Raw genomic sequence first — 26,024 nt, forward strand, 5'->3', positions numbered from 1 at the left:
ATGACGCTCAAGGAGGCGCTGGGCAAGGTGCTGGGCCGACGAGATCTCACCCGCGAGGAGATGGCCACCATCATGGGCCTGATGCTCGCGGGCGAGGCGACGTCCGCGCAGGTGGGTGCGCTCGCGGCCGCTCTGCGGATGAAGGGCGAGACGGAGGACGAGCTCCTCGGGGCAGCCGAGGCCATGCGGGCCCGAGCGGCCAAGTTGTCTCCTCGAGCGGAGGTGGTGTTGGACACGTGCGGCACCGGAGGAGATGGGGCGCACACGTTCAACATCTCCACGGCAGTGGCCTTCGTGGCCGCGGGGGCTGGAGCGACGGTGGCCAAGCACGGCAACCGGGCCGTCTCCAGCCGCTGCGGGAGTTCGGACGTGCTGGCGGCGCTGGGGCTGCCGATGGAACGGGCGCATGACGACGTGTCCCGGGACATCGACGAGCACGGCGTGGGCTTCCTCTTCGCGCCGTCGCACCACAGCGCGCTGAAGCACGTGGCGCAGGCTCGGCGGGAGATGGGCTTCTACAGCTTCTTCAACCTGCTGGGGCCGCTGACCAACCCCGCGGGCGCTCGCTACCAGTTGCTGGGCACCTTCGCCGGAGAGCGGCTGGAGCAGACGGCCCGGGTGCTGGGACGGCTGGGCAGCCGGCGCGCATGGGTGGTGCACGGCCAGGATGGGCTGGATGAGGTAACCCCCTGCGCCGCGACGAACGTGGCGGAGCTGCGCGAGGACGGAACAGTGCGCCTGTTCACCGTCAGCCCGGAGGACGCGGGGTTGGAGCGGGTGCCTCGGGAGGCCATCGCCGGGGGCGACGCGGAGCACAACGCCCAGTTGCTGAAGGGCCTGCTCCAAGGTGAGCGCTCGGGCATCCGCACAGCGGTGCTGCTCAACGCGGCAGCGGCGCTGGTGGTGGTCGGCAAGGCGGCGGATCTGCGCGAGGGCGTGAAGCGGGCCGAGGAGTCCATCGACTCGGGCTCGGCGGCGCGCAAGCTGGCGGCGTTGATCCAGGGTGCCATCTCTTGAATCGTGGCCCACGGAAAGTCCCGCCGCCCGGCCCAGGAGCGGATTAGGCTGAGGGTTGTCGTCCCCCCGCAGTCGCTGCCAGGGCGGGCCCACCGCGGCGCCCGCCCTCCGGAGAATCTTGAATGAACCTCCTCGCGGACATCTTCGCGCGCAAGCGCCGGGAACTCGCGGCTCGCGCTCCTCTGGCGGCGCGGGTCCGGCCTCCGGCTCGGGACTTCACAGCGGCACTGATCCGGCCGGGTGCGGTGGTGAACGTCATCGCCGAGGTGAAGCGCAAGAGCCCGTCCGGCGGCAACTTCCCCCACTCGGATCTGGTCCAGGTGGCACGGGGCTATGAGGCCGGCGGAGCGTGCGCCATCAGCGTGCTCACGGACGATGTGGACTTCGGAGGCACCCTCGCGGACCTCGAGCAGGTGCGCGCGGCGATCTCGATCCCCGTGCTCCGCAAGGACTTCCTGGTCGCCCCGCAGGAGATAGAGGAGAGCGCGGCCATCGGCGCGGACGCGATCCTGCTCATCGCTGACGCTCTGGAGGATGGGCTGCTGCGAGAGATGGTGGCGGCCGCGAAGGCCTGTAGCGTGGCGGCGCTGGTGGAGGCCCACACGGAAGCCCACGCCGAGCGCGCGCTTGCGGCGGGCGCGGAGCTGGTGGGCATCAACAACCGGGATCTGTCCATCCTGCGCACGGACACGGCCACGGCGCTGCAAGTGATGCCGAAGCTGCGTCAGCGGGCTCGCGGGCTGGTGGCCGAGAGCGGGCTGAAGACGGCAGCGGACTTCGCGGCGGCAAAGGCCGCGGGGGCGAACGCGGTGCTCGTCGGCGAGTCCCTGCTGCGAGACGCGGAGCCTGGCAAGGCTCTGGCGCGGTTGCTGGCCGCGAAGGACGGAGCGGCGTGAGCGTCCGGGTGAAGATCTGCGGAGTCACGCGCCTGGAGGACGCTCGGGCGGCGTGGGACGCGGGGGCGGACGCGCTCGGGCTCAACTTCTACCCTCGCTCGCCTCGATACGTGGAGACCGCCAAGGCCGCGGAGCTGGCTCGCACCCGGCCCGGACTGGGCGCGGTGGTGGGTGTCTTCGTCAACGAGTCCCCGGACATCATCCGCGCGAAGGTGCGCGAGTGCGGTCTCACGGCGGTGCAACTCCACGGAGACGAGCCCCCCGAGGCCTGCATGGGCTTCGGCGTCCCGGTCATCAAGGCACTGCGCGTGCGCGGCCCCGAGGATGTGGCCAAGGCCCGCTCCTACGTAGGCTCGGGTGACGTGGCGACCCTGCTGCTGGACGGCGCGGCCCCGGGGTACGGGGGTGGAGGCGTCACCTTCGACTGGTCGCTGGTGGCACAGCTGGTGGACGTGGGAGTACCCGTGCTGGTGGCGGGTGGACTGACCCCTGGGAACGTGGCGGAAGCGGTGCGCGCCACGCGCCCCTACGGGGTGGACGTGGCGAGCGGGGTGGAGGCGAGCCCCGGTATCAAGGATGTCGAGGCGGTGCGGAGCTTCATCCGGGCCGCCAAGGCAGTGAACCTGTGGGAGCGACAGACATGAGCATGGAGACCTCCACCGGGCGCTTCGGGCGCTACGGCGGCCGCTATGTGCCGGAGACGCTGGTCCCGGCGCTGCTGGAGCTGGAGGCGGCATACGCGGCAGCGCGCGCGGACCGCTCGTTCGGCGAAGAGGTGGCGCGGGTGCTGAAGGAGTTCGTCGGGCGCGAGACGCCGCTGACTCCCGCGCACCGGCTGACCGAGTCCTGGGGCGGCGCGCACGTGTGGCTCAAGCGCGAGGACCTGGCGCACACGGGCGCGCACAAGATCAACAACACCATCGGCCAGGTGCTGCTGGCGAAGCGGATGGGCAAGAAGCGCATCATCGCGGAGACGGGTGCGGGGCAGCACGGCGTGGCCACGGCCACCGCGTGCGCCCTCTTCGGCTTCCCCTGTGAGGTGTACATGGGCTCGCTGGACGTGGAGCGCCAGTCGCTCAACGTCTTCCGCATGCGCGCCCTGGGCGCCACGGTGCGGCCGGTGGAGTCGGGCTCGAAGACGCTGAAGGACGCGATGAACGAGGCCATCCGCACGTGGGTGGCGCAGGTGGAGGACACCCACTACGTCATCGGCAGCGCGGCGGGGCCGCACCCCTACCCCACCATCGTCCGGGACTTCCAGTCCATCATCGGCAACGAGGTGCGGACCCAGAGCAAGGCGGCCTTCGGGCGGCTGCCGGACGCCATCACCGCGTGCATCGGCGGTGGCTCGAACGCGATCGGCATCTTCCACCCCTTCATCGGGGACAAGGAGGTGCGGCTGGTGGGCGTGGAGGCCGGTGGCCACGGACTCGACAGCGGGCAGCACGGCGCCTCGCTGACGTTGGGCACGGAGGGCGTGCTCCACGGAACGCGCTCGCTGGTGCTGCAGGACGCGTACGGACAGATCCAGGAGGCGCACTCCATCTCGGCCGGCCTGGACTACCCGGGCGTGGGCCCGGAGCTGGCGTACCTGGCCAAGGAGGGCCGGCTGGAGGTACGCACAGCCACGGACGACGAGGCCCTGCGCGCCTTCTACGAGGTGGCTCGCACGGAGGGCATCCTCCCGGCGCTGGAGACGTCCCACGCGTTCGCGCGCGCGGCGGAGCTGGCGCGCGAGCTGGGCAAGGGCAAGCACCTGGTCATCAACTGCTCGGGTCGCGGCGACAAGGACGTGGCGACCATCGCGGCGAAGGGCATTCCGGCCACGGGCCACGAGAGGAAGGCATGAGCGGCGAGATTGCAGCGGCCTTCGCGAAGGCGAAAGCTCGAGGAGAGGGCGCCCTGGTGGCGTACGCCATGGCGGGAGATCCGGACCTGCCGCGCTCGGTGGACGTGTTCGCCGCGCTCGTGGAGGGCGGTGCGGACATCCTGGAGATCGGCGTGGCGTTCAGCGATCCCATCGCGGACGGCCCCGTCATCCAGGGAGCCTCGGAGCGCGCCCTCAAGGCGGGCGCCACGCTCCAAAAGGTGCTGGACGAGGTGGTGCCCGCGGTGCGCAAGCGCTGCCCGGACACGCCGCTGGTGGTGATGACGTACATCAACATCGTGATGGCCTTGGGTGAGGAGCGCTACGCGAAGCTGGCTCGCGAGCGCGGCATCTCCGGCACCATCCTCCCGGACCTGCCTCCCGAGGAGAGCGAGAGTCTGCGGCGCGCCTTCGACGCGGCGGGGATCGATCTCATCCCGCTGTGCGCCCCCACCACGCCTCCCGCACGCGCGGAGGCCATCGCCAAGGAGGCGCGGGGCTTCGTGTACTGCGTCTCCGTGGCGGGAGTGACGGGCATGCGCGCGGAGCTGCCGAAGGATCTCTCCTCTCGCCTGGAGCTGGTGCGGCGCGCCTCGCCAGTGCCGGTGGTGGCGGGCTTCGGCATCTCCACCGCGGAGCAGGCTCGGGTGATTGGAGCCCACGCGGACGGTGTCGTGGTGGGCAGCGCCCTGGTCCGCGCGGCCCACACGGATGGCCCGGCGGCTGTGCGGCAGCTCTGCACCGAAATCAAGCGCGGCCTGAAGCGCTGAGGAGAACCATGAAACCCCTCTCGCCCCAGATCGTCCTCGTGCGCCATGGAGAGACGGCCTGGAGCCGGAGTGGCCAGCACACCGGACGCACCGACATTCCGCTGCTCGAGGATGGGCAGCGGATGGGCCGTGCACTGCACGCGCCCCTGTGCGCCTGGAGCTTCGCCGCGGTGTGGACGAGCCCCCTGCGCCGCGCGAGTGAGACGTGTGCCCTCTCGGGCCATGGCGTCATCGCTCGGCCGAATCCGGATCTGATGGAGTGGGACTACGGCGCCTATGAGGGGAAGACCTCCAAGGAGATCCACGCCGAAGTTCCCGACTGGAAGATCTGGAAGGACGGCGTCCCCGAGGGCGAGACAGTGGAGCAGGTGGGCGCCCGGGCGGACCGGGTCATCGAGGAGGCCCGGCGAATCCAGGGCAATGTGCTCCTCTTCTCCCACGGCCACCTGCTGCGAGTGCTCGGAGCCCGTTGGCTGGGCCTGCCCCCCACGGATGGGCGCCTCTTCACCTTGAGCACCGCGTCCATCAGCGTGCTCGGATGGGACGGCGAGCAACCTGTCCTCATGAAGTGGAACGACACCACCCACCTGTGAGCGGCATGAATGCTCAGAGGTGCTTGAAGAAGAACGTGGTCCCGCAGAACTCGCCCGTCGGCATCAAGGCGTACTTGGGGACGATGCCCACACGCTGCCATCCGGCGCGCTCGTAGAGCCGTTCCGCCTGGCTGCCGGTCACCGTATCCAGCACGAGGACCGTCTTGCCTTCCTTGCGCGCCTCGTCGTCGAGGGCCGCCATCAGCCGCTGCGCGATGCCACACCGGCGGGCCTTGCGGTGGACGAGCATCTTGGCAACGTCGGCGCGGTGCGGCTGATTGTCGGGCATCGCGGTGATCATCTGCACCGTGCCGACGAGCTGCCCATCCGCCTCGGCGACGAGCAGCACGCGCTCCCCGCGCGCGACGCCATCAGCGACCTTGCGCCAGAACGCCACGGCCTTCTCGCGCGGCAACGGAAGCATGAAGCTCACGGACGCGCCACCCTCGACACAATCGATCAGCACGTCGGCCAGCGCCTCCACACAGGCAGCGGCCTCGTTGGCGCTGACACGCCGTACGACGACTTCCTGAGTCATCCTGTCCTCCTCGACAGGATGTTGTATCTCCCCTCCCCCCCAGAGAAGAAACGCGCTCAGATCGAGACGCCCTCGATGAGGGTGTACGGCAGGGTCCGAATCACGCGCGTCATCTGGAAGCCCGCGGGCGAGAGGAGCAGCTTGAACTCTCTCGGTGTGCGCTCGCGTCCACCCAGCATGGCCAGCATGAGCAAGTCCAACAACTTGCCCGCGAGGGCGTTCTCCGGAATGGGATCGACGCACATCTCCATGATCAGGATCTTCTTGCCGGGACCACCCGCGGCCTCGCGCGTCACCTCGAGGATCTGCCTCACCTCGGGATCCTTCCAGTGGTGGAGGGCCTCCTTGAAGAGATACGCGTCGTGCGCGGGGGGCAAGGACTCCAAGAGGCTCCCGCCCACGAACTGGCAACGACCGGCTCGCTCATAATCCGCCAGAATCCCCGGTCTCCGGGCGCGCTCGATGACCTCGGGCCGATCGAAGAGCGTGCCCTGGATCTCTGGACGGATGCGGAGAATCTCCGCCAGCAGGCGCCCCTGGCCTCCCCCGACATCCACCACGGAGCGCAAGCCCGCGAAGTCATAGGCTGACAGCAACAGGGCATTGATGCCGTCGGAGATGCTGGTCATCGCTTCATCGAAGCGCTGCGCGTGCTCGAGAGACGTCGCGAAGAAGTCGAAGAGGCCAGCACCATAGGAATTCTCGGGAATCGTCTTCCCGGTCTTCACCGGCCCGAGCACCTGACTGAAGGCATGCCAGTGCCAGGCCCCCCCGAAGTAGCGCACCCACGCCCGCATGGAGCCCGGCACATCCGAGCGCAGCCCCAGGGCCAGGGGCGTGTTCTGGAACACGCGTTCACAGTCCTGCGTGACAAGTCCCAGGGCCTCCAGGGTTCGCAGGACCCGGAAGAGCGAGTCCGGGTCGGTCTCCGTGGCCTTCGCCAGCTCGTCCACGTCGCGGGGCCCTTGCGCGAGCAGATCGGCCAATCCCAGCTCCGCGGCGATGTAGATCACCCGGGAGATGAGCATCGTCCCGCCGGCCAGGTACATGGTCAGCAGCGGCGGTGGAAGGAGGGGGTCGAACAGTTCCTGCACCGAGCGGGCAGCAGCGGGCAGGAGGGCGGGGGCTGGACGGGGATTGCGCATGGTTCTCGGGGGGGATGACAGGAACAAGCTCAGGAACCGACGGCGAGCCTTCCAGCCCGCTCGGTCGCAAGGTGCTGCAGGACGATTTCACGGACGGCACCGCGCCGGATCTTCCCACTGCTCGTCTTCGGAATCGTGCGTGGAGGCACGGCAAGCAGATGGTCCGGCCGCAGTCCGCTGACGCGCCGCACCTGCTCCTCCACCTGCAAACGGAGCTGGCGGAGGATCTCCGGGTCCGACTCCGCCGTCTCGAAAACGATGGCGATGTCCTCGGTCCCAGTAGCGCCATTGGCCAACCCCACGGCGGCCACGCAGCCCTCCCGCACCTTGGCGACAGCGGAGGCGGCGCCCTCCATCACGTAGGGGTGGTAGTTCTCCCCGCCTCGGATGATGAGGTCCTTGCAACGGCCCGAGATGTAGAGCTGCCCATCAACGAGGTAGCCCATGTCCCCAGTGAGCAGCCAGCGGTCCTGGAGCACCTCATGCGAAGACTCCGGATCCCGGTAGTAGCCCTGGAAGAGCGAGGGCCCACGAAGGGCAATCTGCCCCTGCTCCCGGTCCCCCAGCACTCGGCCGTCATCGCCTCGAATCTGCACCTCGTGCCCGGGAACCACCCGCCCGACGGAGACGACTTCGAGCCCATCGGGAGCATTCGCGGGCACCGGCACCGCCCGCCCGTCGCGAGCCAGTTGGCTCCGAGAGACGGTGTCGACGGTGAGCGGAACCCCTGCCTCGTGGAAGCTCACGGCGACCACCATCTCCGCCATGCCATAGGACGGCACGGTCGCCTGCGCCGGGAAGCCATGGGCCGCGAAGCGCGCGGCGAAGCGGCGCACCGTGTCGGCGTGGACGAACTCCGCACCATTGTAGGCAATCCGCCACGAGCTCAGATCCAGCCCCTGAACCTCCGCCTCCTGAACACGCTTGAGACAGAGCTGGTAGGCGAAGTTGGGAGCGAACGAGAGCGAGCCCCTCAGCACATGCATCGCCCAGAGCCACCGCGTGGGCCGGGTGATGAAGGCCGCCGGAGGCATCAGCGCGACGGGAACGCCATGGGTGATCCCCGACAGCGTGGTCGCAACCAGCCCCATGTCGTGGAACAGCGGGAGCCACCCGACCACCAGATCGCTCTGGAGCCACTGCTGTCCGCCGGAGCCCGCCACGCACCGGGCGTTGGTCAGCAGGGCCTGATGCGTGCAGGTCACCGCCCGCGCGGCAAGCGTCGTCCCCGAGGTGAACTGGAGAAAGGAAATGTCCTCCGGGCGGCTCCGGTGCGCCACCACATCGCCCTCAGACCAGAGTTCCTCCACCGCGTGCACCGAGGGCCGTGCCTGCCCCAGGAGCTCGGCCAGCCCATCCGCGACGGGCCGGGCCGCGCCTCCCTCCGTCACGATGGCGCGAGGCTCGAGCACCCGGAGCTTCGGAATCAGACGCTCCATCCATGACCTCAACCCACGCCCGAGGCCCGGCGCCTCACTGAGGCAGGGAATGGCCCCGAGGAGCTGACACGCGAAGAAGCCCTCCAGCAGCTCGGGCGAAGTCTGCAGCGACAAGAGCACGCGGTCCCCAGGCCCCACCCCCTGGCGGCGCAACCCCAGGGCCAGACTCCCAGCACGAAGCCGCAGCTCCTGCCAGGAGACCCGGGTCACCCGCTCCTCCACGTCGATGAAGTAGCCGAAGACCGACTCGGGCGTGGCACGGACCCGGTATTCGAGCAGCTCTCCCAGTGTGAACACCGGCGGCAGCGACGCGGGCGCTCCCGGTGGGAGAACCTCCTGCCGATCCGGATGCCGTACGGCCCCAGGCCCCAGCACCATCTGTATCGTCTGACGCTCCATCTGAATCTTCCTCCTTAGAAGCGCACCAGCGCACCTTCGACGGTGAGCCCGGGACCGAAGGCCATCAGCACGCCGTACTCTCCTCGCACTGGCTTGTCCTCGCGGAGGATCTCCTCCAGCACGAGCAGCGTGGCGGCCGCGGCGCAGTTGCCGTAGTTCTCGAGCACGTGCCACGAGGCCCGGGACTGCTCCGGCCGCAGCTCGAGCTTCCGGGTGAGGAACTCGATGATCTTCGGTCCCCCGGGGTGGATGCCCCAATGCCGGATGTCTCCGCGAGAGAGTTTCATCGGCGCGAGGAGCTTCTCCAGGAACGCCTCGATGTTCTCCGCCAGCACGAACGGCACGAAGGGCGACAGCGTCATCCGGAAGGCCTCGTCCGTCAGACGCAGGGTCATCATCTCCGCCGTCTCATAGAGCTGCTCGGTATGGGTGCGCAGGAACTGGAGCCCCTCTCCCTCCGGAGCGCTGCCCATCAACACGGAGGCGCTCGCGTCCCCGAACAGGAACTGGACGACCGCCTGCTCCTTGTTGGGAGTCGGCTGCATGCTGATGGAGCTCGCCTCCGTGCAGTTCAGCAGCACGAGTTCCTCGGGACGCACGGCCAGACTGTCGAGCGCGACCTTGAAGGTGTTGAAGGCCGCGAAGCACCCCATGCTCCCGATGACCGTCCGTCGCAGGGAGCTGCTCAGCCCCAACCGCCGGGCAATGACGCAATCGATGAACGGAGCGAAGTACCCCGTGTTCGTCGTCGTCACGAAGCTGCCCACCCGATCCCGCTCGACCCCCTCCAGCACGGCCTCCACGGACTGCTGGGCCACGCCGATGACGGACTTTTCGAACGCGCGCATGCGGTCCCCCGTGCCGCGCACCCGACCCGCCAGTTCCTGGCGCGGATCCCAGAACATCCAGCGCTGGCGCACGCGCGTCTGGGCCATCAGGTGCTCGATGTCACCGAGCCCCTGGTACCAATCCCGAGCCACCCCCGAGTGAAACTCCTCCTGGGTGAGTCGGAACGGGGGCGGTGCCGACCGGATCGCCATGACGGTAGGCAAGAGGCGCTCTCGGGAATGATTCATGTCTCGTCTCCTTCCCGGGGGGGATTCCGGGCATCCATCTGCAACAGGAAGTCGACAAGGGTCGCGAGCGAGTCCTGGCCGTGCTGCGCGGCGCGCATGTACCAGGGCGTCAGGTCCACGCTCGGAAAGCGGGCCTTGACCCGCGCCATGAGGCCCTCCAGCGCCAGGGAGTCGAAGCCCAGGTCATGGACCAGGGAGGCCTCCTCCTCCACCTGCTCACGCGAGAGATCCAGCCGAATCTCGCGGATGGCGTCCTGCATCCACGCCACCAGCTCATCCCGGTCCAGGGCCGGCCCGCGGCGCGGCGCGGGTTCAAGTCTGTGCATCCGCCGAGTTCCCATCCTACTCAGCAGGTAGACCACAATTTTCGGCCCGACACAACTCAATAGGTAGTGTCCAAGACGTAAAAAGTCCGCTGGAGCTCATGCCATGAGCCCGCAGCGGCGGTTGTGTGTGTGTGTGGAGGGTGCGCTCTAGCCGGTGGCGGCGAGCCGCTTGTTGCGCAGTTCGCCGATGGTGGCGCGCGCCTGATCCGTGGTGTCGGTGTAGAGGAACTCCATCTTCCACTTACCGGCGAGGTAGAGCGCCACCGTCATGGCCTTGGTGACGGCCTTCTCCACCATGCTGGCCCCCACGAAGACCATGCCCAGGAACCACTCCTGCCGGAGTTCCTGCGTGAAGACCTTGCGCGCGTCCGCGTTGGCGACGAAGCCCGAGACATCCATGATGGCGAAGAAGGGCTGCACCGCGGACAGCTCCTGATAGATGGCGATCAGGGCCCTGGCGTCGTCGGCGCCCACGGGTCCTCCCATCTTCACCAAGAGCACGTCCGTGCCCTCGAGATGTGCCTTGTGCTTCCCAAACACCCACTCGCGCTGGTTACCCACGGTGCTCTCCCCCCGAGCCGTCTCGGATGATTCTCAATCCGGAGCCGCCCCGGATGTTGTCTCAGCCTGGATGTTATAACGCGTAGCGCTTGCGCCGGCTCACCCCCACGTGCGGGAGCTGACACTGCGGATCTTCTCAGGTAGCTACCATCTTCACGGGAGCGCCGGGATTTCCGACAAGCATTGAGACGGGCTCGCACAAACAAGCACAGACACGCAGATGGAAATCCGCGACTTGTATGAACACCTCGCGGGAGATCCATGACTTTGTGAACAGAGGGAGGCTCAGCTCACGGACTGTGGGCCGGAGGGCCGGGTTCCCGAACGGGCCGCCGCCTCGACCTTGGGGATGAAGTACGTGGCGAAGACATGGCCCAGGCCGCGCTTGACGAACCTGCCGAGGACCTGGGCTAGCAGCGGGATCCGGCTGGACAGCTTCACGTCCCACTCGAGCTCGGTCCGCTCACCGCGCTCCACGAGCGTCACCGTCCCCTGGTGGCGGATCGGCGGCCCCTTGATGATGGAGTAGCCGAAGCGGTGAGGAGGCTCGTAGAGGTTCACCTCCTCCGTCACGGAGTGGAGCGGGTGCGAGACAACGCGGATGGCTCCCACTCCGTTGCGCGGTGTCCCCTCGCGGATCAGCCGGCAGTCGGTGACTCCGGGCCAGTTGCGCATGTCCTCGTGGTCCGTGAGCTGCGCGAACACGAGCTCGATCGGAGCGTGGAGGGTGGCTCGGAAACGGACGTGGCTGTGTCCCATGTCGTGGACTCCTTCACTGGGTGGAGGGACTGGCGCGGAGCAGCTCCTGGGTGTGCGTCAGCAGGCCGGGGCCTCCGGGCAAGCCGTGCCCCGGGACGATGATGCGCGCCTGGGGGAACCGCTCCTGGACACGGGCGACGCTCGCCGGCCAGGCCGCCGTGTCCGCATCCGACAGGTTGCCCAGATCCTTCGCATCACCGGCCTTCACGAAGCAGCCACCGAACAAGACGCCACTGCTCGGATGCCAGACCACGATGTTGTCGCGAGCGTGACCCGCTCCGGGGAAGAAGAATTCGGTCGACCCCAGCGTCTGCCCCCCCTCGAAGGTGCGCGTGGGGACCGGCTCCTTGCTGGCGGCCGCGAGCCGCGCCGTCTCCGCCAGCCCGTACACCGGAAGCCCCCGGGCCGTGAGGGCAGGCACACCGCCAGTCCGGTCACTGTGGAAGTGCGTCACCACGGCGGCACGCACCGGGCGGTGCAACTCCTCCTCGGCCCACACCAGCAGCCGCTCGGCCTGCTGCGCGTTCCACGTGGTGTCGACAAGGAGCGAGCCGTCACCGTCCTCGATGATCAACCCGTTGGCCGGAATGTGCTTGTAGTCACCACTCCCCAGCGTCGTATGGAGCCAGACGCCCGGAGCCAGGCGCCGCACGCTCACGTCCTCGGCCAGGGTGTACTCGCCCTGGCTGGGAGCAGCCCCTCCTGGGGCCTCCACTGACGCGTTCTGGGAACCAGCCGCGTCAGCCTGACCACGAGAAGACGCGCAGGACACACTCAGCGCGAGCAGGGCCCATGCGCAGAGCCGGCGAGAGGGGACAGCCTTCATCGATGTTCACCTCGGGAGAGAGACCGAGAGAACTTCTACCTGCTCAGTAGCGGCCCTCCAGGAAGTTCTTCACCAGCGTGGGGCCCTCGGGCGTGAGCACGCTCTCGGGGTGGAACTGCACGCCCACGATGGGCTTCTCGCGGTGCTTCAGGCCCATGATGAGCCCCTCCGGAGTCCACGCCGTGGCCTCCAGCTCCGCCGGCAGCGTCGAGGCCTCCACCACGAGCGAGTGGTAACGGCCCGCCTGGAAGCCCTGCGAGGCCCCGGTGAAGAGTCCCGTTCCGTTGTGCCGCACCGCCGTCGTCTTGCCGTGGACCGGCTCGGGCGCGCGAATCACCTTGCCGCCGAAGACGGCGCCGATGGACTGGTGCCCCAGGCACACGCCGAACACCGGCACCCGCGCGTCGCGGATGGCCGCCATGCTCACGCCCGCCTCGTACGGCGTGCAGGGACCCGGCGACACCACCACGTGAGACGCTCCAGAGGCGATCACCCCCGCGGCGTCGATCTCATCGTTGCGCTCGACCTTCACCTCGGCGCCCAGCGTGAAGAGCAGCTGCACGAGGTTGAAGGTGAACGAGTCGTAGTTGTCGATGACGAGGATCATCGTCCACCTCCCTCGCGAGCCAGCTTCAGCGCGGCGCCGAGCGCCCGGGCCTTGGCCTCCGTCTCGTCCGCTTCCAGCCGGGGCACCGAGTCCGCCACCAGCCCCGCGCCCGCCTGCCAGAGCGTCCGGTCTCCATCCACGAAGAACGTCCGCAGCGCGATGGCCACGTCCAGCGTGCCGCAGAAGGACAGGTAGCCCACCGCTCCCGAGTAGGGCCCGCGCCGGATGGGCTCCAGCTCGTCGATGATCTGCATCGCCCGGATCTTCGGCGCTCCCGAGACGGTGCCCGCCGGGAACGTGCTCGCCAGCGCATCCAGCGCGTCGTACTGCGTGCCCAGCTTGCCGCGCACCTGCGAGACGATGTGCATCACGTGGCTGTAGCGCTCGATGACCATCTTCTCCTCGACGCGCACCGAGCCCGGCGCCGCCACGCGGCCCACGTCGTTGCGCCCCAGGTCCAGCAGCATCATGTGCTCGGCGCGCTCCTTCTCGTCCGCGAGCAGCTCCTTCTCCAGGGCCTGGTCCTCGGCCTCGGTGGCACCTCGGCGGCGCGTACCGGCGATGGGCCGCACCACCACATCCCCGTCACGCACCTGCACGAGCAGCTCCGGAGAGGCTCCCACCAGCGCCCGGGCCTCACCCAGCTCCACCAGGAAGAGGTAGGGCGATGGGTTCACCCGCCGCAGCGCCCGATAGAGGCTCAGCGGAGGCGGAGCTCCACGCGACTCGAAGCGCCGCGCGAGCACCACCTGCATGCAGTCACCCGCGCGGATGTACTCCTTCACGCGCTCCACCGCGACCTCGTAGCCCGCGCGGTCCCAGTGGACGATGGGCTCGGGCTCGCCGCGCATCTTCGGGGCGGGGGCATAGGCCTCGGGAGGGAGCGGCCTCTGCAGGCGCTCGGCCATGGCCTCGGCGCGCTCCTCCGCATCCTTCAGCGCCTGCGCCACGCTCCCGTGCAGCGCGGGCCGGGCAATCACCGTGGGCCGCAGCGACTGGGTGCGCGTGTCGTGCGTGACGAACTCCTCGCTCAGCAGCCACTCGGAGTCCGGGAACGACAAGTCATTCGAGTGACGGTCCGGCACGTGACGCTCGAACCAGGAGACACAGTTGTACCCGAGGTAGCCCACCAGCCCGCCCAGGAAGGGCGCCTCTCCCGGCAGCGAGGCCACCGCATGCTCGCGCCAGAGCGCTCGGAGCACGTCCAGTGGCTTGCCCTCGCGACGCTCCTCGCGATCGCCCCGCCACACCGTGGCGCCGTTCCGGTCCAGCCGGACGCGGCCCGTGGGCGCGGTGCACACGTGGCTGTAGCGCCCGAAGCGCTCGCCTCCGTGGCAGGACTCGAGGATGAACCCCCGAGGCCCCGGCCCGAGCTTGTGGTACGCCGACAGCGGTGTGTCGAGATCGGCGGGAATCTCCACCGAGACAGGGACCGCCTCCCCCTTCTCCGCGCGCTGGCGATACGCCGCCTTCCGCTCTTGTGCGTTCATCGTCATGTCACCCCGGGGGTCTTCTGGAGAGTTTCCTCCACCTGATACTCCCCTGGAAAGGGGCCCGCCCTGTTTCTCCGGGGTGGGGGCAATGTGTGACGAACGACGGAGCCCTAACGCCGCTTCCGCTCCTCGATATAGAGGCCGTCTTTCCACTGATACACGTGCCGGACCTTCACGGTCTTTCCGCTCTTGAGCTCGCCCTTTCGGGTCTCCACGGAGAGCAGCCGCTTCCTCCTTCGGTCGAATGACACGACGTGCCGGACCACCATGGGTGGAGCGACCAGCTCCGCCAGTGTGAGCGACTCCATTACCGTGCCGAGCTCGCCGCGCTTGTGGTTCGGCACCACGTAGCTGAGGAAGGCCTTGAAGCTGTTGCTGTCAGCCTCGGGGAGGGACTCCACCATGAGCAGGGCTACGCCCGCCTTCCTCGCCTCCACCAGGGACACCTTGGCCGAGCCTCCCAGCCCCGAGCCGGCCGGCTGCAGGTCCACGTTCGCCACGCGCTGGTTCGGAGGCAGCTTGGGCTCCATCACCCGGACCCGGATCTTGAAGTCCGAAGTCATCGCCACCGTGGCGATCTCCTTCTCGCCATCGCCGTCCAGGTCTCCTTCGAGCCGCAGCGGCGTGAGGAGGTTGCCGAACAGGTGGCCCTTCACGGTGCGACCGTTGGCGCCCTTCGCTTCGACCAGGTACCAGTAGTCCACGCGGTCGATCACCCGCACCCGCTCCCCGGAGCGCTGCACCACGGTGACGGGCGAGCCCATCGGGAGCGAAGCCACCACGGCCGCCTCTTCGTTGGGCTCGTCTCGCAGGCTCGCCTGATCGACGGCGGTGAAGAGCTTGTGTCCAGGCTCCCAGGTGGAGACGTCGTAGGAGGCCAGCTCGTTCGAGTCCCCGTGCGCCGCGTAGAGGAGGATCTTCGGCTGCGACAGAAGGAGGGAGAGCAGGAGAGCGGGCGCCATGGAGGTCCGTCGGGGGGCTGACACAGGAGTTATCCCCTGCCCGCTGGCCCCATGAAAGTTCCCTCGGGTTCAGTGGAGCTGAAAGGATTTGCGACACGGCTGCCCCCTCGCTCCCGGAGGTGACAGGTGACCTGCCTGCTCCTGCCTGTGGCCTCCAACCCGTAGCGTCGTTAACTGAAAGAGACTTTGGGTGCCACTTCGCTCCAGGACAGACCGCCGCTGGTCTCGGTGACGCCCCAGGGACTCTTCTGCCCGCCCGGGGGTTTCTACATCGATCCCTGGCGCCCGGTGGAAAGGGCCCTCATCACCCACGCCCATGGGGACCACGCTCGCGGTGGAAGCCAGCGCTATCTGGCGGCTCGGGCTGGACAAGGACTGCTGCGCAAACGGCTCGGGGCCGACGCGGAGCTGGCCACGCTGGAGTATGGCGAGCGCCTCACCGTGAGCGATGTCACCGTGAGCTTCCACCCGGCGGGCCATGTGCTCGGCAGCGCGCAGATCCGCATCGAGCACCAGGGCGAGGTGTGGATCGTCTCGGGCGATTACAAGCGCACGCCGGACCCCACGTGCGTCCCTTTCGAGGTGGTGCGCTGCGACACCCTCATCACCGAGGCCACCTTCGGGTTGCCCATCTACCGCTGGGATGATCCGCGTCTGGTGGCCGAGGACATCCTTCGCTGGTGGGACGGCAACCGCAAGGCGGGACGGGCTTCGGTACTGTTCTGCTACGCGCTGGGCAAGGCGCAACGCATCCTGGGAGAGCTGGCGCGGCTCACGGACCGGCCCGTGCTGGTCCATGGCGCGGTGAACGGGCTGGTCGGGTGCTACCGCGAGGCCGGCGTGCGGATGTTGCCCACGCAGCTCGTCTCGGAGACGGAGAAGGGCGCATCCTTCGCGGGAGCACTGGTATTGGCACCTCCGAGCGCGGGTGGATCCACGTGGATGCGCCGCTTCGGGGACTCCGCCACGGCGTTTGCCTCCGGATGGATGCGGGTGCGCGGCAACCGGCGGCGGCGCGGATTCGATCGCGGATTCGTGCTCTCGGATCACGCTGACTGGCCGGAGCTGCTGCGCACGGTGGAGGAGACACAGGCGAGCCGGGTGCTCGTCACCCACGGCTACAGCGAGCCGCTCGCGCGCTATCTGCGCGAGAAGGGGCTGGATGCCGCGCCCCTCTCCACTCCTTTCGAGGGCGAGGAGGAGGACTGAGATGCGGCGCTTCGCGGACCTCTATGACGCGCTCGACTCCACCACCTCCACCAACGCCAAGGTGGAGGCGATGGCGCGCTACTTCCGGGACGCTCCACCCCAGGACGCGGCCTGGGCGCTGTACTTCCTCACCGGCCGACGCCTGAAGCGACTGCTGACCTCGAAGGTGCTGGTGCCCTGGACGCAGGAGCTGACCGGCATTCCTGATTGGCTCTTCGCCGAGGTGTATGCCTCCGTTGGCGATCTGGCCGAGGTCATCGCCCTGTTGCTCGATCAGTACGAGCGCCCTGCCATTCCCGAGGAGATGCCCTTGTCCTGGTGGCTGGAGGAGCGGCTGCTTCCGCTGAAGGAGCTGGACGTCGCTCAGCAGCGGGAGCAAGTACTCTCGTGGTGGAAGGTGCTGCCCCGGCGCGAGCTGTTCCTCCTCAACAAGATGCTCACCGGCGAGCTGCGCGTGGGCGTCTCGGACACGCTGGTGGTGCGCGCCGTGGCACAGGTGGCGAACCTGCCTCCGGCCACTGTGTCACACCGACTGATGGGAACGTGGGCTCCGTCGCGTGCCTTCTTCGAGCAACTGCTCTCGCCCGACGTATCGGACGGGGATGTGTCCCGACCGTATCCGTTCTATCTGGCTTCGCCGCTGGAGCAGCCGGTGGAGACTCTGGGCGAGCCCAAGGACTGGCTCATCGAGTGGAAGTGGGACGGCATCCGCGGGCAGCTCATCCGCCGCCAGGGCGACGTGTATCTGTGGAGCCGCGGCGAGGAGCTCATCACCGAGCGCTTCCCGGAGATCATCGAAGCCGCCGAGTCCCTTCCGGATGGGACGGTGATTGACGGTGAGGTGCTCGCCTACGAGAACGGCCGCCCCCTGCCCTTCAGCCGGCTGCAGCGGCGCATCGGCCGGCAGAAGCTGACGGCCAAGGTGCTTGCCGAGGCCCCTGCCTCCTTCATCGCCTACGACTTGCTGGAGGAGCGCGGCGAGGACCTTCGCAACCTCCCTCTGCGCGAGCGCCGCTGGCGGCTGGAGTCCCTGCTGAAGGACAAGCCGCGATTCACCGTGTCGCCCGCCGTGGAGGCGGACTCGTGGGAGGAGCTGGCGAAGCTGCGCCACGAGTCTCGCGAGCGCAACGTCGAGGGCTTCATGCTCAAGCGCCTCGAGTCCACCTATCAGCACGGCCGCAAGCGCGGAGACTGGTGGAAGTGGAAGATCGATCCGTTCACCGTGGACGCGGTGCTCCTCTACGCGCAGCCGGGGCACGGGCGCCGCTCCTCGCTCTACACGGACTACACCTTCGCTGTGTGGAACGGCCCGGAGCTGCTGCCCGTGGCCAAGGCGTACTCGGGGCTCACCGATCGGGAGATCGCCCAGCTCGACCGGTGGATCCGCGCCCATACCAAGGAGAAGTTCGGCCCCGTGCGCTCGGTGACGCCCGAGCACGTCTTCGAACTGCACTTCGAGGGCATCGCCGCCTCGCCCCGCCACAAGTCCGGCGTCGCGCTGCGCTTCCCTCGCATCGCCCGCTGGCGCCTGGACAAGAAGCCCCAGGATGCCGACTCCCTCACGAGCCTCCAGGAGCTGCTCCATGCCCAGCAGTAAGCGAGGGGCTCGACGGCCCGCCCGGCCGAAGAAGCCTGTCGTCCCTGCACCTCCTTATAAGGAGAGAGACACCCGCAGGCCGCTCGAGCGGCTTCGCGGATGGTTCCAGGAGCGCGGGTGGACGCCCTATCCCTTCCAGGAACAGGCCTGGGAGGTGTACTCGCGCGGCGAGAGCGGGCTCATCCACGTCCCCACCGGTGCAGGGAAGACCTACGCCGCCTATATGGGGCCGCTCGCCGATGTCGCCGAGGGTGGGCGCAAGGGCCTGCAGATCCTCTATGTGACGCCCTTGCGTGCCGTCTCCCGAGACGTGGAGCTGGCCCTGCTCGCCCCGCTGGAGGCACTGGACGCGGACATCTCCGTGGAGAGCCGCACCGGAGATACCTCCTCCTCGGTGCGCCAGCGCCAGCGCGACCGGCTCCCTGAGGTCCTCATCACCACTCCCGAGTCCCTGTCGTTGCTCCTCTCCAACGAGCGCGCCTCGGAGCTCTTTGCCGGCCTGCGCTCCGTCATCGTCGACGAGTGGCACGAGTTGCTCAGCAGCAAGCGCGGCACGCAGATGGAGCTGGCCCTCGCGCGTCTTCGCCGCTTCGCCCCGGGCGTGCGCACGTGGGCGCTGTCCGCCACGCTCGCCAACCTGGAGACCGCCGCCCAGGCCGTCGTCGGCACCCAGGCCCGGCCCACCCTGCTGAGCGCGGACATCGAGCGCCCCATCGAGGTGAGCACGCTGCTGCCGGACAGCGTGGACAGCTTCCCGTGGGCCGGACACCTGGGCTTCTCCATGTTGGAGAAGGTAGGCGCGTGGCTCGACCCGGACCGCACCACGCTGCTGTTCACCAACACCCGCTCCCAGGCCGAGCGCTGGTACGAAGGGCTGCGCTTCGCCCGCCCCGAATGGGAGAGCCTCATCGCCCTGCACCATGGCTCCATCGACCGCGAGGAGCGCGAGCGCGTCGAGCGGGGCCTCAAGGATGGCAGCGTCCGCATCGTGGTGTGCACCTCCTCGCTGGACCTGGGCGTGGACTTCGGCCCGGTCGAGCGCGTGGTGCAGATCGGCAGCCCCAAGGGCATCGCGCGTTCGCTCCAGCGCGCGGGACGTAGCGGTCACCGACCCGGAGAGACGTGCCACCTGCTCTTCGTCCCCACGCATGCGCTGGAACTCGTGGAGATGGCCGCCGCCCGCGAGGCCCTCCAGCGCGGAGAGGTGGAGCCCCGGCTCCCGCTGAGCAAGCCCCTGGACGTGCTCGCGCAGCACCTCGTCACGTGCGCCATGGGCGGAGGCTTCACCCGCGATGCCCTGCGCACCGAGGTCCGCGAGGCCACCAGCTATCAGCACCTCACGGATGAGGAGTTCGAGTGGACCCTCGCCCTGGTGCGCGAGGGCAGTTCCACCCTGCGCGCCTACCCCGAGTTCCGCCGCGTCGTGGAGCATGAGGGCCGCTTCATCGTCGCGGATGCGCGCATCGCCCGGCTGCACAAGCTCAACATCGGCACCATCTCCTCGGACTCCACCGTCCAGCTCCGCTACTGGAGCGGAGGGCGCATCGGCACCGTGGAGGAGTCCTTCGTGAGCCGCCTCCGCCCCGGAGACACCTTCCTCTTCGCGGGCAAGCGGCTGGAGTTCGGACGGCTCAAGGACATGACGGCCTACGTGAAGCCCGCGAAGGGCAAGGCCGGACAGACGCCTCGCTGGTATGGCGGCCGGCTGGCCATCTCTGGCTCCCTGGCCGCGGCGGTGCGCAGGACGCTGCATGCCGCCCGCCATGGAGACGTCACCGCCGAGGAGCTGGCCGCCGCCTGGCCGGTGCTCGATGCGCAGGCCCGCCTGTCGCGCATCCCCGCCGCGAGCAGTTGCCTCGCCGAGACGTGCGAGACGCGTGAAGGGCACCACCTCTTCCTCTACCCATTCGAGGGCAGGCTGGTGCACGAGGGATTGGCCGCCCTGCTGGCCCTGCGCCTCACCCGCCTGCGCAAGGCCACCTTCAGCCTCTCGGTGAACGACTACGGCATCGAGTTCCTCACGCCGCACGACTTCCCCTTCGAGGAAGCCCTTCGCCCCGAGCTCTTCACTCGCGAGCGGCTGGTGGAGGACATCCTCGAGAGCGTCAACCTGAGCGAGCTCGCCCGGCGCCAGTTCCGGGACATCGCGCGGGTGGCCGGGCTGGTGCTCCCAGGACTGCCCGGCGCTCGCAAGTCCACGCGCCAGGTCCAGGCCAGCTCCTCACTGCTCTACGACGTCTTCCTCAAATACGACCCGGACAACCTGCTGCTCGTCCAAGCCCGGCGCGAAGTCCTGGAGCAGCACTTCGAACAGAACCGCCTCGCCGGAACCCTGGAGCGCCTGGAGCACTCACCCCTGGAGCTCATCCCCGTCCGGCGGCCCACGCCGCTCGGCTTCCCGCTCGTCGTCGAGCGCATCAGCGCCAGCCTCTCCAATGAGTCACTCCTGGAGCGGGTCGAGCGACTCAAGGAGCGATGGCAACGCGAAGATGCCAGATCCGCGTGAGCGACACGGAGGTGGAGCTGCTCCCCGAACGTGCCCTCTATTGGCCCGCAGCCCACCTGCTCGCGGTGGCGGACCTCCACTGGGGCAAGCCCGAGAGCTTCCAGCAACACGGCATCCCCCTCCCCGCCGGCGTCCTGGAGGACGACCTGCGGCGCCTCTCCCGCGCCCTCACGAGCACCGGAGCCCGGCGGCTCCTCCTTGTAGGAGACCTCATCCACTCCAAGCGAGGCATCACCCCCACGGTCCGTGACCGGATCGCCACCTGGCGCTCCAGCCATCCCGACGTGGAGATGGTCCTGGTCCGCGGCAACCACGACCGGCACCTGAAGTCGCTCCCCCCCGAGTGGCGCCTGGACGTCCATGAGGAGCACCTGGACGAGGGCCCCTTCCGCTTCGCCCACCACCCCGAGCCCGCCACAGGTCGCTACAGCTGGGCCGGGCACCTGCACCCCGTGGTCCGCCTGTCCCATGGAGCCGACCGCCTGCGCCTGCCCTGCTTCCACCTGGGTGCATCGGTCGGCATACTTCCCGCATTCAGCGCCTTCACCGGCGGGCTGGACATGAACCGCCGTTCAGGCGAGCGCATCTTCGTCATCGCCGAGGAAGCCGTCGTCGAGGTGTAGGCCCCATGAGTGCAGCCAAGCGCCGCCGCGTCCTCGACATCATCGCCACCGACTCCACCTTCGAGCGCACCGACTTCCGTGGCCAGGAGGTCTGGCTCGGAAAGTGCTTGCACTGCAACGCCCACCTCCTGGTGGATCTGAAGGGCGAGCCCATCAGCCGCGCCACCATCGAGCACATCATCCCCCGCACCCACGGCGGCACCGATGCCCTGGAGAACCTCGGGCTGGCGTGCGCCCGGTGCAACCAGGGCAAGGGCTCGCGGCATGACCCGCGCTATCTCAAGGATGAGCGCGCCCAGCAGCTCGTCGCCCGGCTCCAAGAGCGCCGCCGCGAACGCTGGAGAGCTCTGAACGCCTCCGAGCCGGACTGAGCCCCAGTCCCTGATGGGCCGCATCACCCCGGCTGCTCCCACCTGTCCTCGAGACCATTTGGGAGGCCGCTGATCCACGCGCGCTTCAACGCCCCTATCGCTTGCCAGAAGAGAACGTCATCACCCGACACAGGCTCGCTGCACCTTTGCATGTCGCGCTGTGCTATTTGCGCAACCCGGCGGGTCTGACAGCCAACGAAAGAAGGTTGACAGTCGGGAGTCGATGGTCGATGGTCGCGCGCCGCGTTGGGACGGGAGCAGAAGAGAGGGACCCGCCCGCGGCATCTCTTCAGGATTCTGGTCACCGATTTTGATCGTGATTGCCATGCCTTGCGTGCGCTCCAAGCGTCGCCCTGACTCCTCCGACGAGATGAGGCCTCTATTGGCCCTGCCCCCCGCGGCTTTCCCTCCGCTCGGCTCGTTCCCCTCCTTGTCACGTTCCACCGTTGTCCCCTGCTTGCCCCTGGTCCTGGTATGAGCGGCCCTCTGTTTCCACGCTGGACGAACACGGTCTCGCGGTTCTCCGCCGCGGGCCTTCTCGCCGTGCCCGCAATCGCCATCGGAGGACTGATGGCGTACGTGCGCTCGCCGTACGGCACCAACATGCAGCGCCCGTACGATCAGCCGATCGAGTTCGACCACCGCCACCACGCCGGTGACGAGCATATCGACTGTCGGTACTGTCACTGGACGGTGGAGAAGTCGCCCTCCGCGGGCATCCCCTCCACCACGGTGTGCATGTCCTGCCACGCGCAGGTGTGGAACAAGAGCCCGTACCTGGCCAAGGTGCGCGAGGCCTTCTTCACCGACCGCGCCATCCCCTGGGTCCGCGTGCACAACCTGCCGGACTTCGTCTACTTCAACCACTCCATCCACGTGAACAAGGGCGTTGGCTGCTACAGCTGCCACGGCCGCGTGGACGAGATGGCCGCCATCGAGCAGAAGCAGCCGCTCACCATGGGCTGGTGCCTGGACTGCCACCGCAACCCGAAGCCCCACCTGCGGCCGCTCGAATACATCACCAGCATGACCTGGACCCCGCCTGCCAAGCCCGAGGAAGCCGCCGCCCTCGGTGACAAGCTGGCGAAGGACTACGACGTTCACTCGCGGACGAGCTGCTCCACATGCCACCGATGAACCCGAAGAACGACGGCGCTCCGTCGCAGGATACCCCCTCCTCCTTCGCGCTCCCGGTGGTGTCCAACCGGGCCGAGGCCGCCGAGGAGCATGATCACGCCCACCCGCACGAGCACGACGAGGTCGGCCACGCGCTGGACCAGGCCGCTGCCTCCGGCCCCGCCTCCGAGAACGGCTACGGCAGGACGTACTGGCGCAGTCTCGAGGAGCGGCTCGGCAAGCCCGAGTACCTGGAGGCCGTAGGCCCCGAGTTCCCCGAGGGCGCGGACCTGCCGCCCACCGGCGTGGCCCGCCGCGAGTTCATGCAGCTCATCGGCGCCTCACTGGCGCTGGCCGGCGCCACCGCCTGCTCCACCCGCCCGCCGGATGAGCGGATGGTGCCCTTCACCAAGACGCCGCCCGAGCTCGCTCCGGGCAACCCGCTGCACTACGCGTCGGGCATGACGTTCGCGGGCCAGACCTCCGGCCTGCTCATCACCGCCCGAGAGGGCCGCCCGGTGAAGGTGGAAGGCAACCCCCAGCACCCGGTGAACCAGGGCGCGGCCGGCGCCTTCGAGCAGGCCTTCCTGCTCTCCCTGTACGATCCGCAGCGCGCCCGCGTGCTGCGCCACGGCAAGAGCCCGCGCTCGCTGCGCACGCTCTCCGAGGAGATCGCCAACCAGGTGAGCAAGGCCGCCCCGGCCGACGGCGGCAGCCGGATCCGCTTCCTCACCGAGCCGCTGAACTCGCCGCTGCTGGGGCACCTGCGCACCCGCCTCCAGCAGAAGCTGCCCAACGCCCGCTTCCACAGCTACACCGGCATCGCCGAGACCGGGGCCCACGAGGCCACCCGCGCCATCTACGGCCAGCCGTACACCCCGCTGTACGACTTCAGCCAGGCGGACATCATCGTCTCGCTGGATGGCGACTTCCTCGAGTGCCACTCCTCGAAGCTGACCTACTCGCGCCAGTTCGCCAACCGGCGTGACCCGAAGCTGGGCAGCATCAACCGCCTCTACGTGGCGGAGCCGCGCTACACCATCACCGGCGGCATGGCGGACCACCGCCTGCGCGTGCGGTCCGCGGACATCCTGGGTGTGGCCGCCGGCCTGGCCCAGGCCCTGGGTGGCCCGGCCGCCGGGTTCGCCGCCGCGGCTGCCTCCAAGTCCGCCGCGCCCGCCCACGCCGAGAAGTGGATCGGCGCCGTCGCGGGCGACCTGCGCAACGCCGCGGGCCGCTGCGTGGTGGTGGCCGGTGATCGCCAGCCCGCCGCCGTGCATGCCCTGGCCCACGCCATCAACACGGCCCTGGGCGCCATCGGCAAGACGGTGCGCTACGTGCCCGCCATCGCGGAGAACACCGGCCTGGCCGGCATCCGCGAGCTGGTGGAGGATATCAAGGGCGGCAAGGTCGACACGCTCGTCATCACCGCGTGGAACCCGGTGTATGCGCTGCCCGTGGACGCAGGCCTGACCGAGCTGCTGGATCCGGACCAGAACAAGGAGCGCAGCAAGCTCAACGTCCTCTACACCTCGCTCTTCGAGGATGAGACGTCCGCCCTGGTGGACTGGTTCGTCCCGGCGGCGCACCAGCTCGAGGCGTGGTCGGACGGCCGCTCGTTCGACGGCACGGTGTCCATCGCCCAGCCGCTCATCCAGCCGCTCTTCAACGGCGTGCCGGAGTCCGAGCTGCTCGCGCTCTTCCTGGACGAGCCCTTCCGCCCGTCCCACCAGCTGCTGCGCGACTTCTGGCGCGGCCAGGCCACGGCCCTGCCGGACTTCGAGTCCCACTGGGAGCAGCTGGTCTCCGTGGGCATCGTCCCGGGCAGCACGGCCACGCCGCTGGAGACCACCGGCAACGTGGAGGCCGCCGCCGGCCTCATCTCCGCGTACACGGCTCCGGCCGCCGGAGAGTTCGAGATCAACTTCATCCCGGACTACAAGGTCTTCGACGGCCGCTTCGGCAACCTCTCCTGGCTGCAGGAGCTGCCGGACCCCATCACCAAGCTCGTCTGGGACAACCCGCTGCTCATCAGCCCGAAGGACGCCAAGGCTCTCGGCGTCGAGCGCGGCGATGTGGTCGAGGTCTCCTACGGCGGCCGCACCCTGCAGGCCCCGGTGTGGGTCATGCCGGGCCACGCGGACGGCGCGGTGACGCTGTCCCTGGGCTACGGCCGCACCGGCCTGCATGAGACGACGGCTCACGGCAAGGGCTACAACGCCAACAAGATCCGCAGCGTGAACGCGCCGTGGTTCGACGGCGGCGCGAAGCTCACCAAGACGCGCGAGACCTACAAGCTCATCTCCACCCAGCAGCACTGGAGCACCGCGGGCCGCCCCATCGCCCTGGACTTCACCCTGGACGAGTGGAGCAAGAAGGCCGAGAAGGCCAAGCCGGGCGAGCACATCAGCCGGGCCCGTGCGGCGATGGTCCGCACCCGCGGAGACCTGGACTCCCCCGAGAGCGAGGAGAACAACCTCCCGCCCTTCAAGTACGACGAAGTCGAGTACAAGTGGGGCATGGCCATCGACCTGGCCCGTTGCACCGGCTGCGCCGCGTGCGTGGTGGCCTGCCAGGCCGAGAACAACATCCCCGTGGTGGGCAAGGATCAGGTGTCCCGCAGCCGTGAGATGCAGTGGCTGCGCATCGACCGGTACTTCACCGGCAAGGGCATCTTCGAGGGCGGCTACGAGAACCACGCGGAGCCGGACGCCGAGCCGCAGCTCATCATGCAGCCGGTGATGTGCGTGCACTGCGAGAAGGCGCCCTGCGAGTACGTCTGCCCGGTGAACGCCACCGTCCACTCGGACGAGGGCCTCAACGACATGGTGTACAACCGCTGCGTCGGCACGCGGTACTGCTCCAACAACTGCCCCTACAAGGTCCGCCGCTTCAACTACCTGCACTACACCAAGGGCCTGGACCGGCAGGGCAAGCAGCCCACCGAGAAGATGCTGATGAACCCGGACGTCACGGTGCGCAACCGCGGCGTCATGGAGAAGTGCACCTACTGCGTCCAGCGCATCGAGCGCTCGCGCATCACCGCCCGCATCGAGCGCCGGAAGATCGCCTTCGAGGAGGGCGTGGAGCCGGGCAAGCAGGGCGAGATGCAGACGGCCTGCCAGCAGGCGTGCCCCACGCAGGCCATCAGCTTCGGCTCGCTGAATGACCCGAAGGCGCGCGTCACGCAGCTGCACAACGACGACCGCCACTACCGGCTGCTGCACGAGCTGGGCACCCAGCCTCGCACCGTCCACCTCGTGCGGCTGCGCAACCCGAATCCCGCCCTGGCTTCCGCGCCCCAGGCCCATGAAGGAGAGCACTGACC

The 26,024-nt window shown here is 68.7% G+C and carries 24 protein-coding genes; 13 read left to right on the top strand and 11 right to left on the bottom strand.

Annotated features, from left to right (window positions below):
* From trpD to KY501_RS33385, 6 genes are all read left to right on the top strand, one after another.
* Complete coding sequence (trpD, locus tag KY501_RS33360; RefSeq protein ID WP_224367727.1) at positions 1 to 1,017, top strand: anthranilate phosphoribosyltransferase; 1,017 nt, start codon at positions 1 to 3, stop codon at positions 1,015 to 1,017.
* A 122-nt stretch (positions 1,018 to 1,139) separates the two neighbouring features.
* Complete coding sequence (locus KY501_RS33365) at positions 1,140 to 1,913, top strand: indole-3-glycerol phosphate synthase TrpC (protein WP_224367728.1); 774 nt, start codon at positions 1,140 to 1,142, stop codon at positions 1,911 to 1,913.
* Entirely contained in the window at positions 1,910 to 2,557 is a 648-nt protein-coding gene (locus tag KY501_RS33370) for a phosphoribosylanthranilate isomerase (protein WP_224367729.1), read from the top strand. Before KY501_RS33365 ends, KY501_RS33370 begins: the two co-directional genes overlap by 4 nt.
* Positions 2,554 to 3,762: a tryptophan synthase subunit beta gene (gene trpB / locus KY501_RS33375; protein ID WP_224367730.1), complete on the top strand. Its 1,209-nt coding sequence runs from the start codon at positions 2,554 to 2,556 to the stop codon at positions 3,760 to 3,762. Before KY501_RS33370 ends, trpB begins: the two co-directional genes overlap by 4 nt.
* The gene (gene trpA, locus KY501_RS33380) at positions 3,759 to 4,550 is read left to right on the top strand and encodes a tryptophan synthase subunit alpha (RefSeq protein ID WP_224367731.1); all 792 of its coding nucleotides are present in this window, start codon (positions 3,759 to 3,761) and stop codon (positions 4,548 to 4,550) included. Before trpB ends, trpA begins: the two co-directional genes overlap by 4 nt.
* Before the next feature lie 8 nt (positions 4,551 to 4,558).
* Positions 4,559 to 5,143: a histidine phosphatase family protein gene (locus KY501_RS33385; protein ID WP_224367732.1), complete on the top strand. Its 585-nt coding sequence runs from the start codon at positions 4,559 to 4,561 to the stop codon at positions 5,141 to 5,143.
* A 13-nt stretch (positions 5,144 to 5,156) separates the two neighbouring features.
* Here KY501_RS33385 and KY501_RS33390 read toward each other — a convergent pair whose 3' ends face one another.
* The 11 genes from KY501_RS33390 to KY501_RS33440 all read right to left on the bottom strand — a co-directional run bounded on the left by KY501_RS33390 (position 5,157) and on the right by KY501_RS33440 (position 15,274).
* Positions 5,157 to 5,681, bottom strand: a complete 525-nt coding sequence (locus KY501_RS33390) for a GNAT family N-acetyltransferase (RefSeq protein WP_224367733.1) — start codon at positions 5,679 to 5,681, stop codon at positions 5,157 to 5,159.
* A gap of 56 nt (positions 5,682 to 5,737) precedes the next feature.
* Positions 5,738 to 6,826, bottom strand: coding sequence for a methyltransferase (locus tag KY501_RS33395; RefSeq protein WP_224367734.1), 1,089 nt, complete (start codon positions 6,824 to 6,826; stop codon positions 5,738 to 5,740).
* Positions 6,827 to 6,855: 29 nt separating this feature from the next.
* Entirely contained in the window at positions 6,856 to 8,664 is a 1,809-nt protein-coding gene (locus KY501_RS33400) for an AMP-binding protein (RefSeq protein ID WP_224367735.1), read from the bottom strand.
* 14 nt (positions 8,665 to 8,678) lie between these two features.
* Positions 8,679 to 9,740, bottom strand: a complete 1,062-nt coding sequence (locus tag KY501_RS33405) for a type III polyketide synthase (protein WP_224367736.1) — start codon at positions 9,738 to 9,740, stop codon at positions 8,679 to 8,681.
* Positions 9,737 to 10,066, bottom strand: coding sequence for an acyl carrier protein (locus KY501_RS33410; RefSeq protein WP_224367737.1), 330 nt, complete (start codon positions 10,064 to 10,066; stop codon positions 9,737 to 9,739). The genes KY501_RS33405 and KY501_RS33410 overlap by 4 nt, the downstream gene beginning before the upstream one ends.
* Before the next feature lie 147 nt (positions 10,067 to 10,213).
* Positions 10,214 to 10,627: a hypothetical protein gene (locus KY501_RS33415; protein WP_224367738.1), complete on the bottom strand. Its 414-nt coding sequence runs from the start codon at positions 10,625 to 10,627 to the stop codon at positions 10,214 to 10,216.
* 285 nt (positions 10,628 to 10,912) lie between these two features.
* On the bottom strand, positions 10,913 to 11,386 hold the full coding sequence (locus tag KY501_RS33420; RefSeq protein WP_224367739.1) for an SRPBCC family protein: 474 nt from the start codon (positions 11,384 to 11,386) through the stop codon (positions 10,913 to 10,915).
* 13 nt (positions 11,387 to 11,399) lie between these two features.
* Positions 11,400 to 12,212, bottom strand: a complete 813-nt coding sequence (gene bla / locus KY501_RS33425) for a subclass B1 metallo-beta-lactamase (protein ID WP_224367740.1) — start codon at positions 12,210 to 12,212, stop codon at positions 11,400 to 11,402.
* A 43-nt stretch (positions 12,213 to 12,255) separates the two neighbouring features.
* Positions 12,256 to 12,819, bottom strand: coding sequence for an anthranilate synthase component II (locus KY501_RS33430; RefSeq protein WP_224367741.1), 564 nt, complete (start codon positions 12,817 to 12,819; stop codon positions 12,256 to 12,258).
* On the bottom strand, positions 12,816 to 14,309 hold the full coding sequence (locus KY501_RS33435) for an anthranilate synthase component I family protein (RefSeq protein ID WP_224367877.1): 1,494 nt from the start codon (positions 14,307 to 14,309) through the stop codon (positions 12,816 to 12,818). Before KY501_RS33435 ends, KY501_RS33430 begins: the two co-directional genes overlap by 4 nt.
* A 113-nt stretch (positions 14,310 to 14,422) precedes the next feature.
* Positions 14,423 to 15,274 (bottom strand): SH3 domain-containing protein, encoded by an 852-nt coding sequence (locus KY501_RS33440; protein ID WP_224367742.1) that lies wholly within the window; start codon positions 15,272 to 15,274, stop codon positions 14,423 to 14,425.
* A gap of 186 nt (positions 15,275 to 15,460) precedes the next feature.
* Between KY501_RS33440 and KY501_RS33445 the strand changes: the two genes are divergently transcribed.
* From KY501_RS33445 to KY501_RS33475, 7 genes are all read left to right on the top strand, one after another.
* On the top strand, positions 15,461 to 16,483 hold the full coding sequence (locus KY501_RS33445; protein WP_224367743.1) for a ligase-associated DNA damage response exonuclease: 1,023 nt from the start codon (positions 15,461 to 15,463) through the stop codon (positions 16,481 to 16,483).
* 1 nt (position 16,484) lies between these two features.
* On the top strand, positions 16,485 to 18,080 hold the full coding sequence (locus KY501_RS33450) for an ATP-dependent DNA ligase (protein WP_224367744.1): 1,596 nt from the start codon (positions 16,485 to 16,487) through the stop codon (positions 18,078 to 18,080).
* Positions 18,067 to 20,586, top strand: coding sequence for a ligase-associated DNA damage response DEXH box helicase (locus KY501_RS33455; protein WP_224367745.1), 2,520 nt, complete (start codon positions 18,067 to 18,069; stop codon positions 20,584 to 20,586). Before KY501_RS33450 ends, KY501_RS33455 begins: the two co-directional genes overlap by 14 nt.
* Positions 20,556 to 21,209 (top strand): ligase-associated DNA damage response endonuclease PdeM, encoded by a 654-nt coding sequence (gene pdeM, locus KY501_RS33460; protein ID WP_224367746.1) that lies wholly within the window; start codon positions 20,556 to 20,558, stop codon positions 21,207 to 21,209. Before KY501_RS33455 ends, pdeM begins: the two co-directional genes overlap by 31 nt.
* A gap of 5 nt (positions 21,210 to 21,214) precedes the next feature.
* Positions 21,215 to 21,580 (top strand): HNH endonuclease, encoded by a 366-nt coding sequence (locus KY501_RS33465; protein ID WP_224367747.1) that lies wholly within the window; start codon positions 21,215 to 21,217, stop codon positions 21,578 to 21,580.
* Between the two features lie 474 nt (positions 21,581 to 22,054).
* Positions 22,055 to 22,717 carry a cytochrome c3 family protein gene (locus KY501_RS33470; RefSeq protein WP_224367748.1) on the top strand — a complete coding sequence of 221 codons (663 nt, stop codon included), beginning with the start codon at positions 22,055 to 22,057 and terminating at the stop codon, positions 22,715 to 22,717.
* Positions 22,714 to 26,022 carry a TAT-variant-translocated molybdopterin oxidoreductase gene (locus KY501_RS33475; protein WP_224367878.1) on the top strand — a complete coding sequence of 1,103 codons (3,309 nt, stop codon included), beginning with the start codon at positions 22,714 to 22,716 and terminating at the stop codon, positions 26,020 to 26,022. The genes KY501_RS33470 and KY501_RS33475 overlap by 4 nt, the downstream gene beginning before the upstream one ends.
* The last annotated feature ends 2 nt before the right edge of the window (positions 26,023 to 26,024 follow it).

Source organism: Hyalangium versicolor, assembly GCF_020103695.1.
In the GTDB taxonomy this organism is placed as follows: Bacteria; Myxococcota; Myxococcia; order Myxococcales; family Myxococcaceae; genus Hyalangium; species Hyalangium versicolor.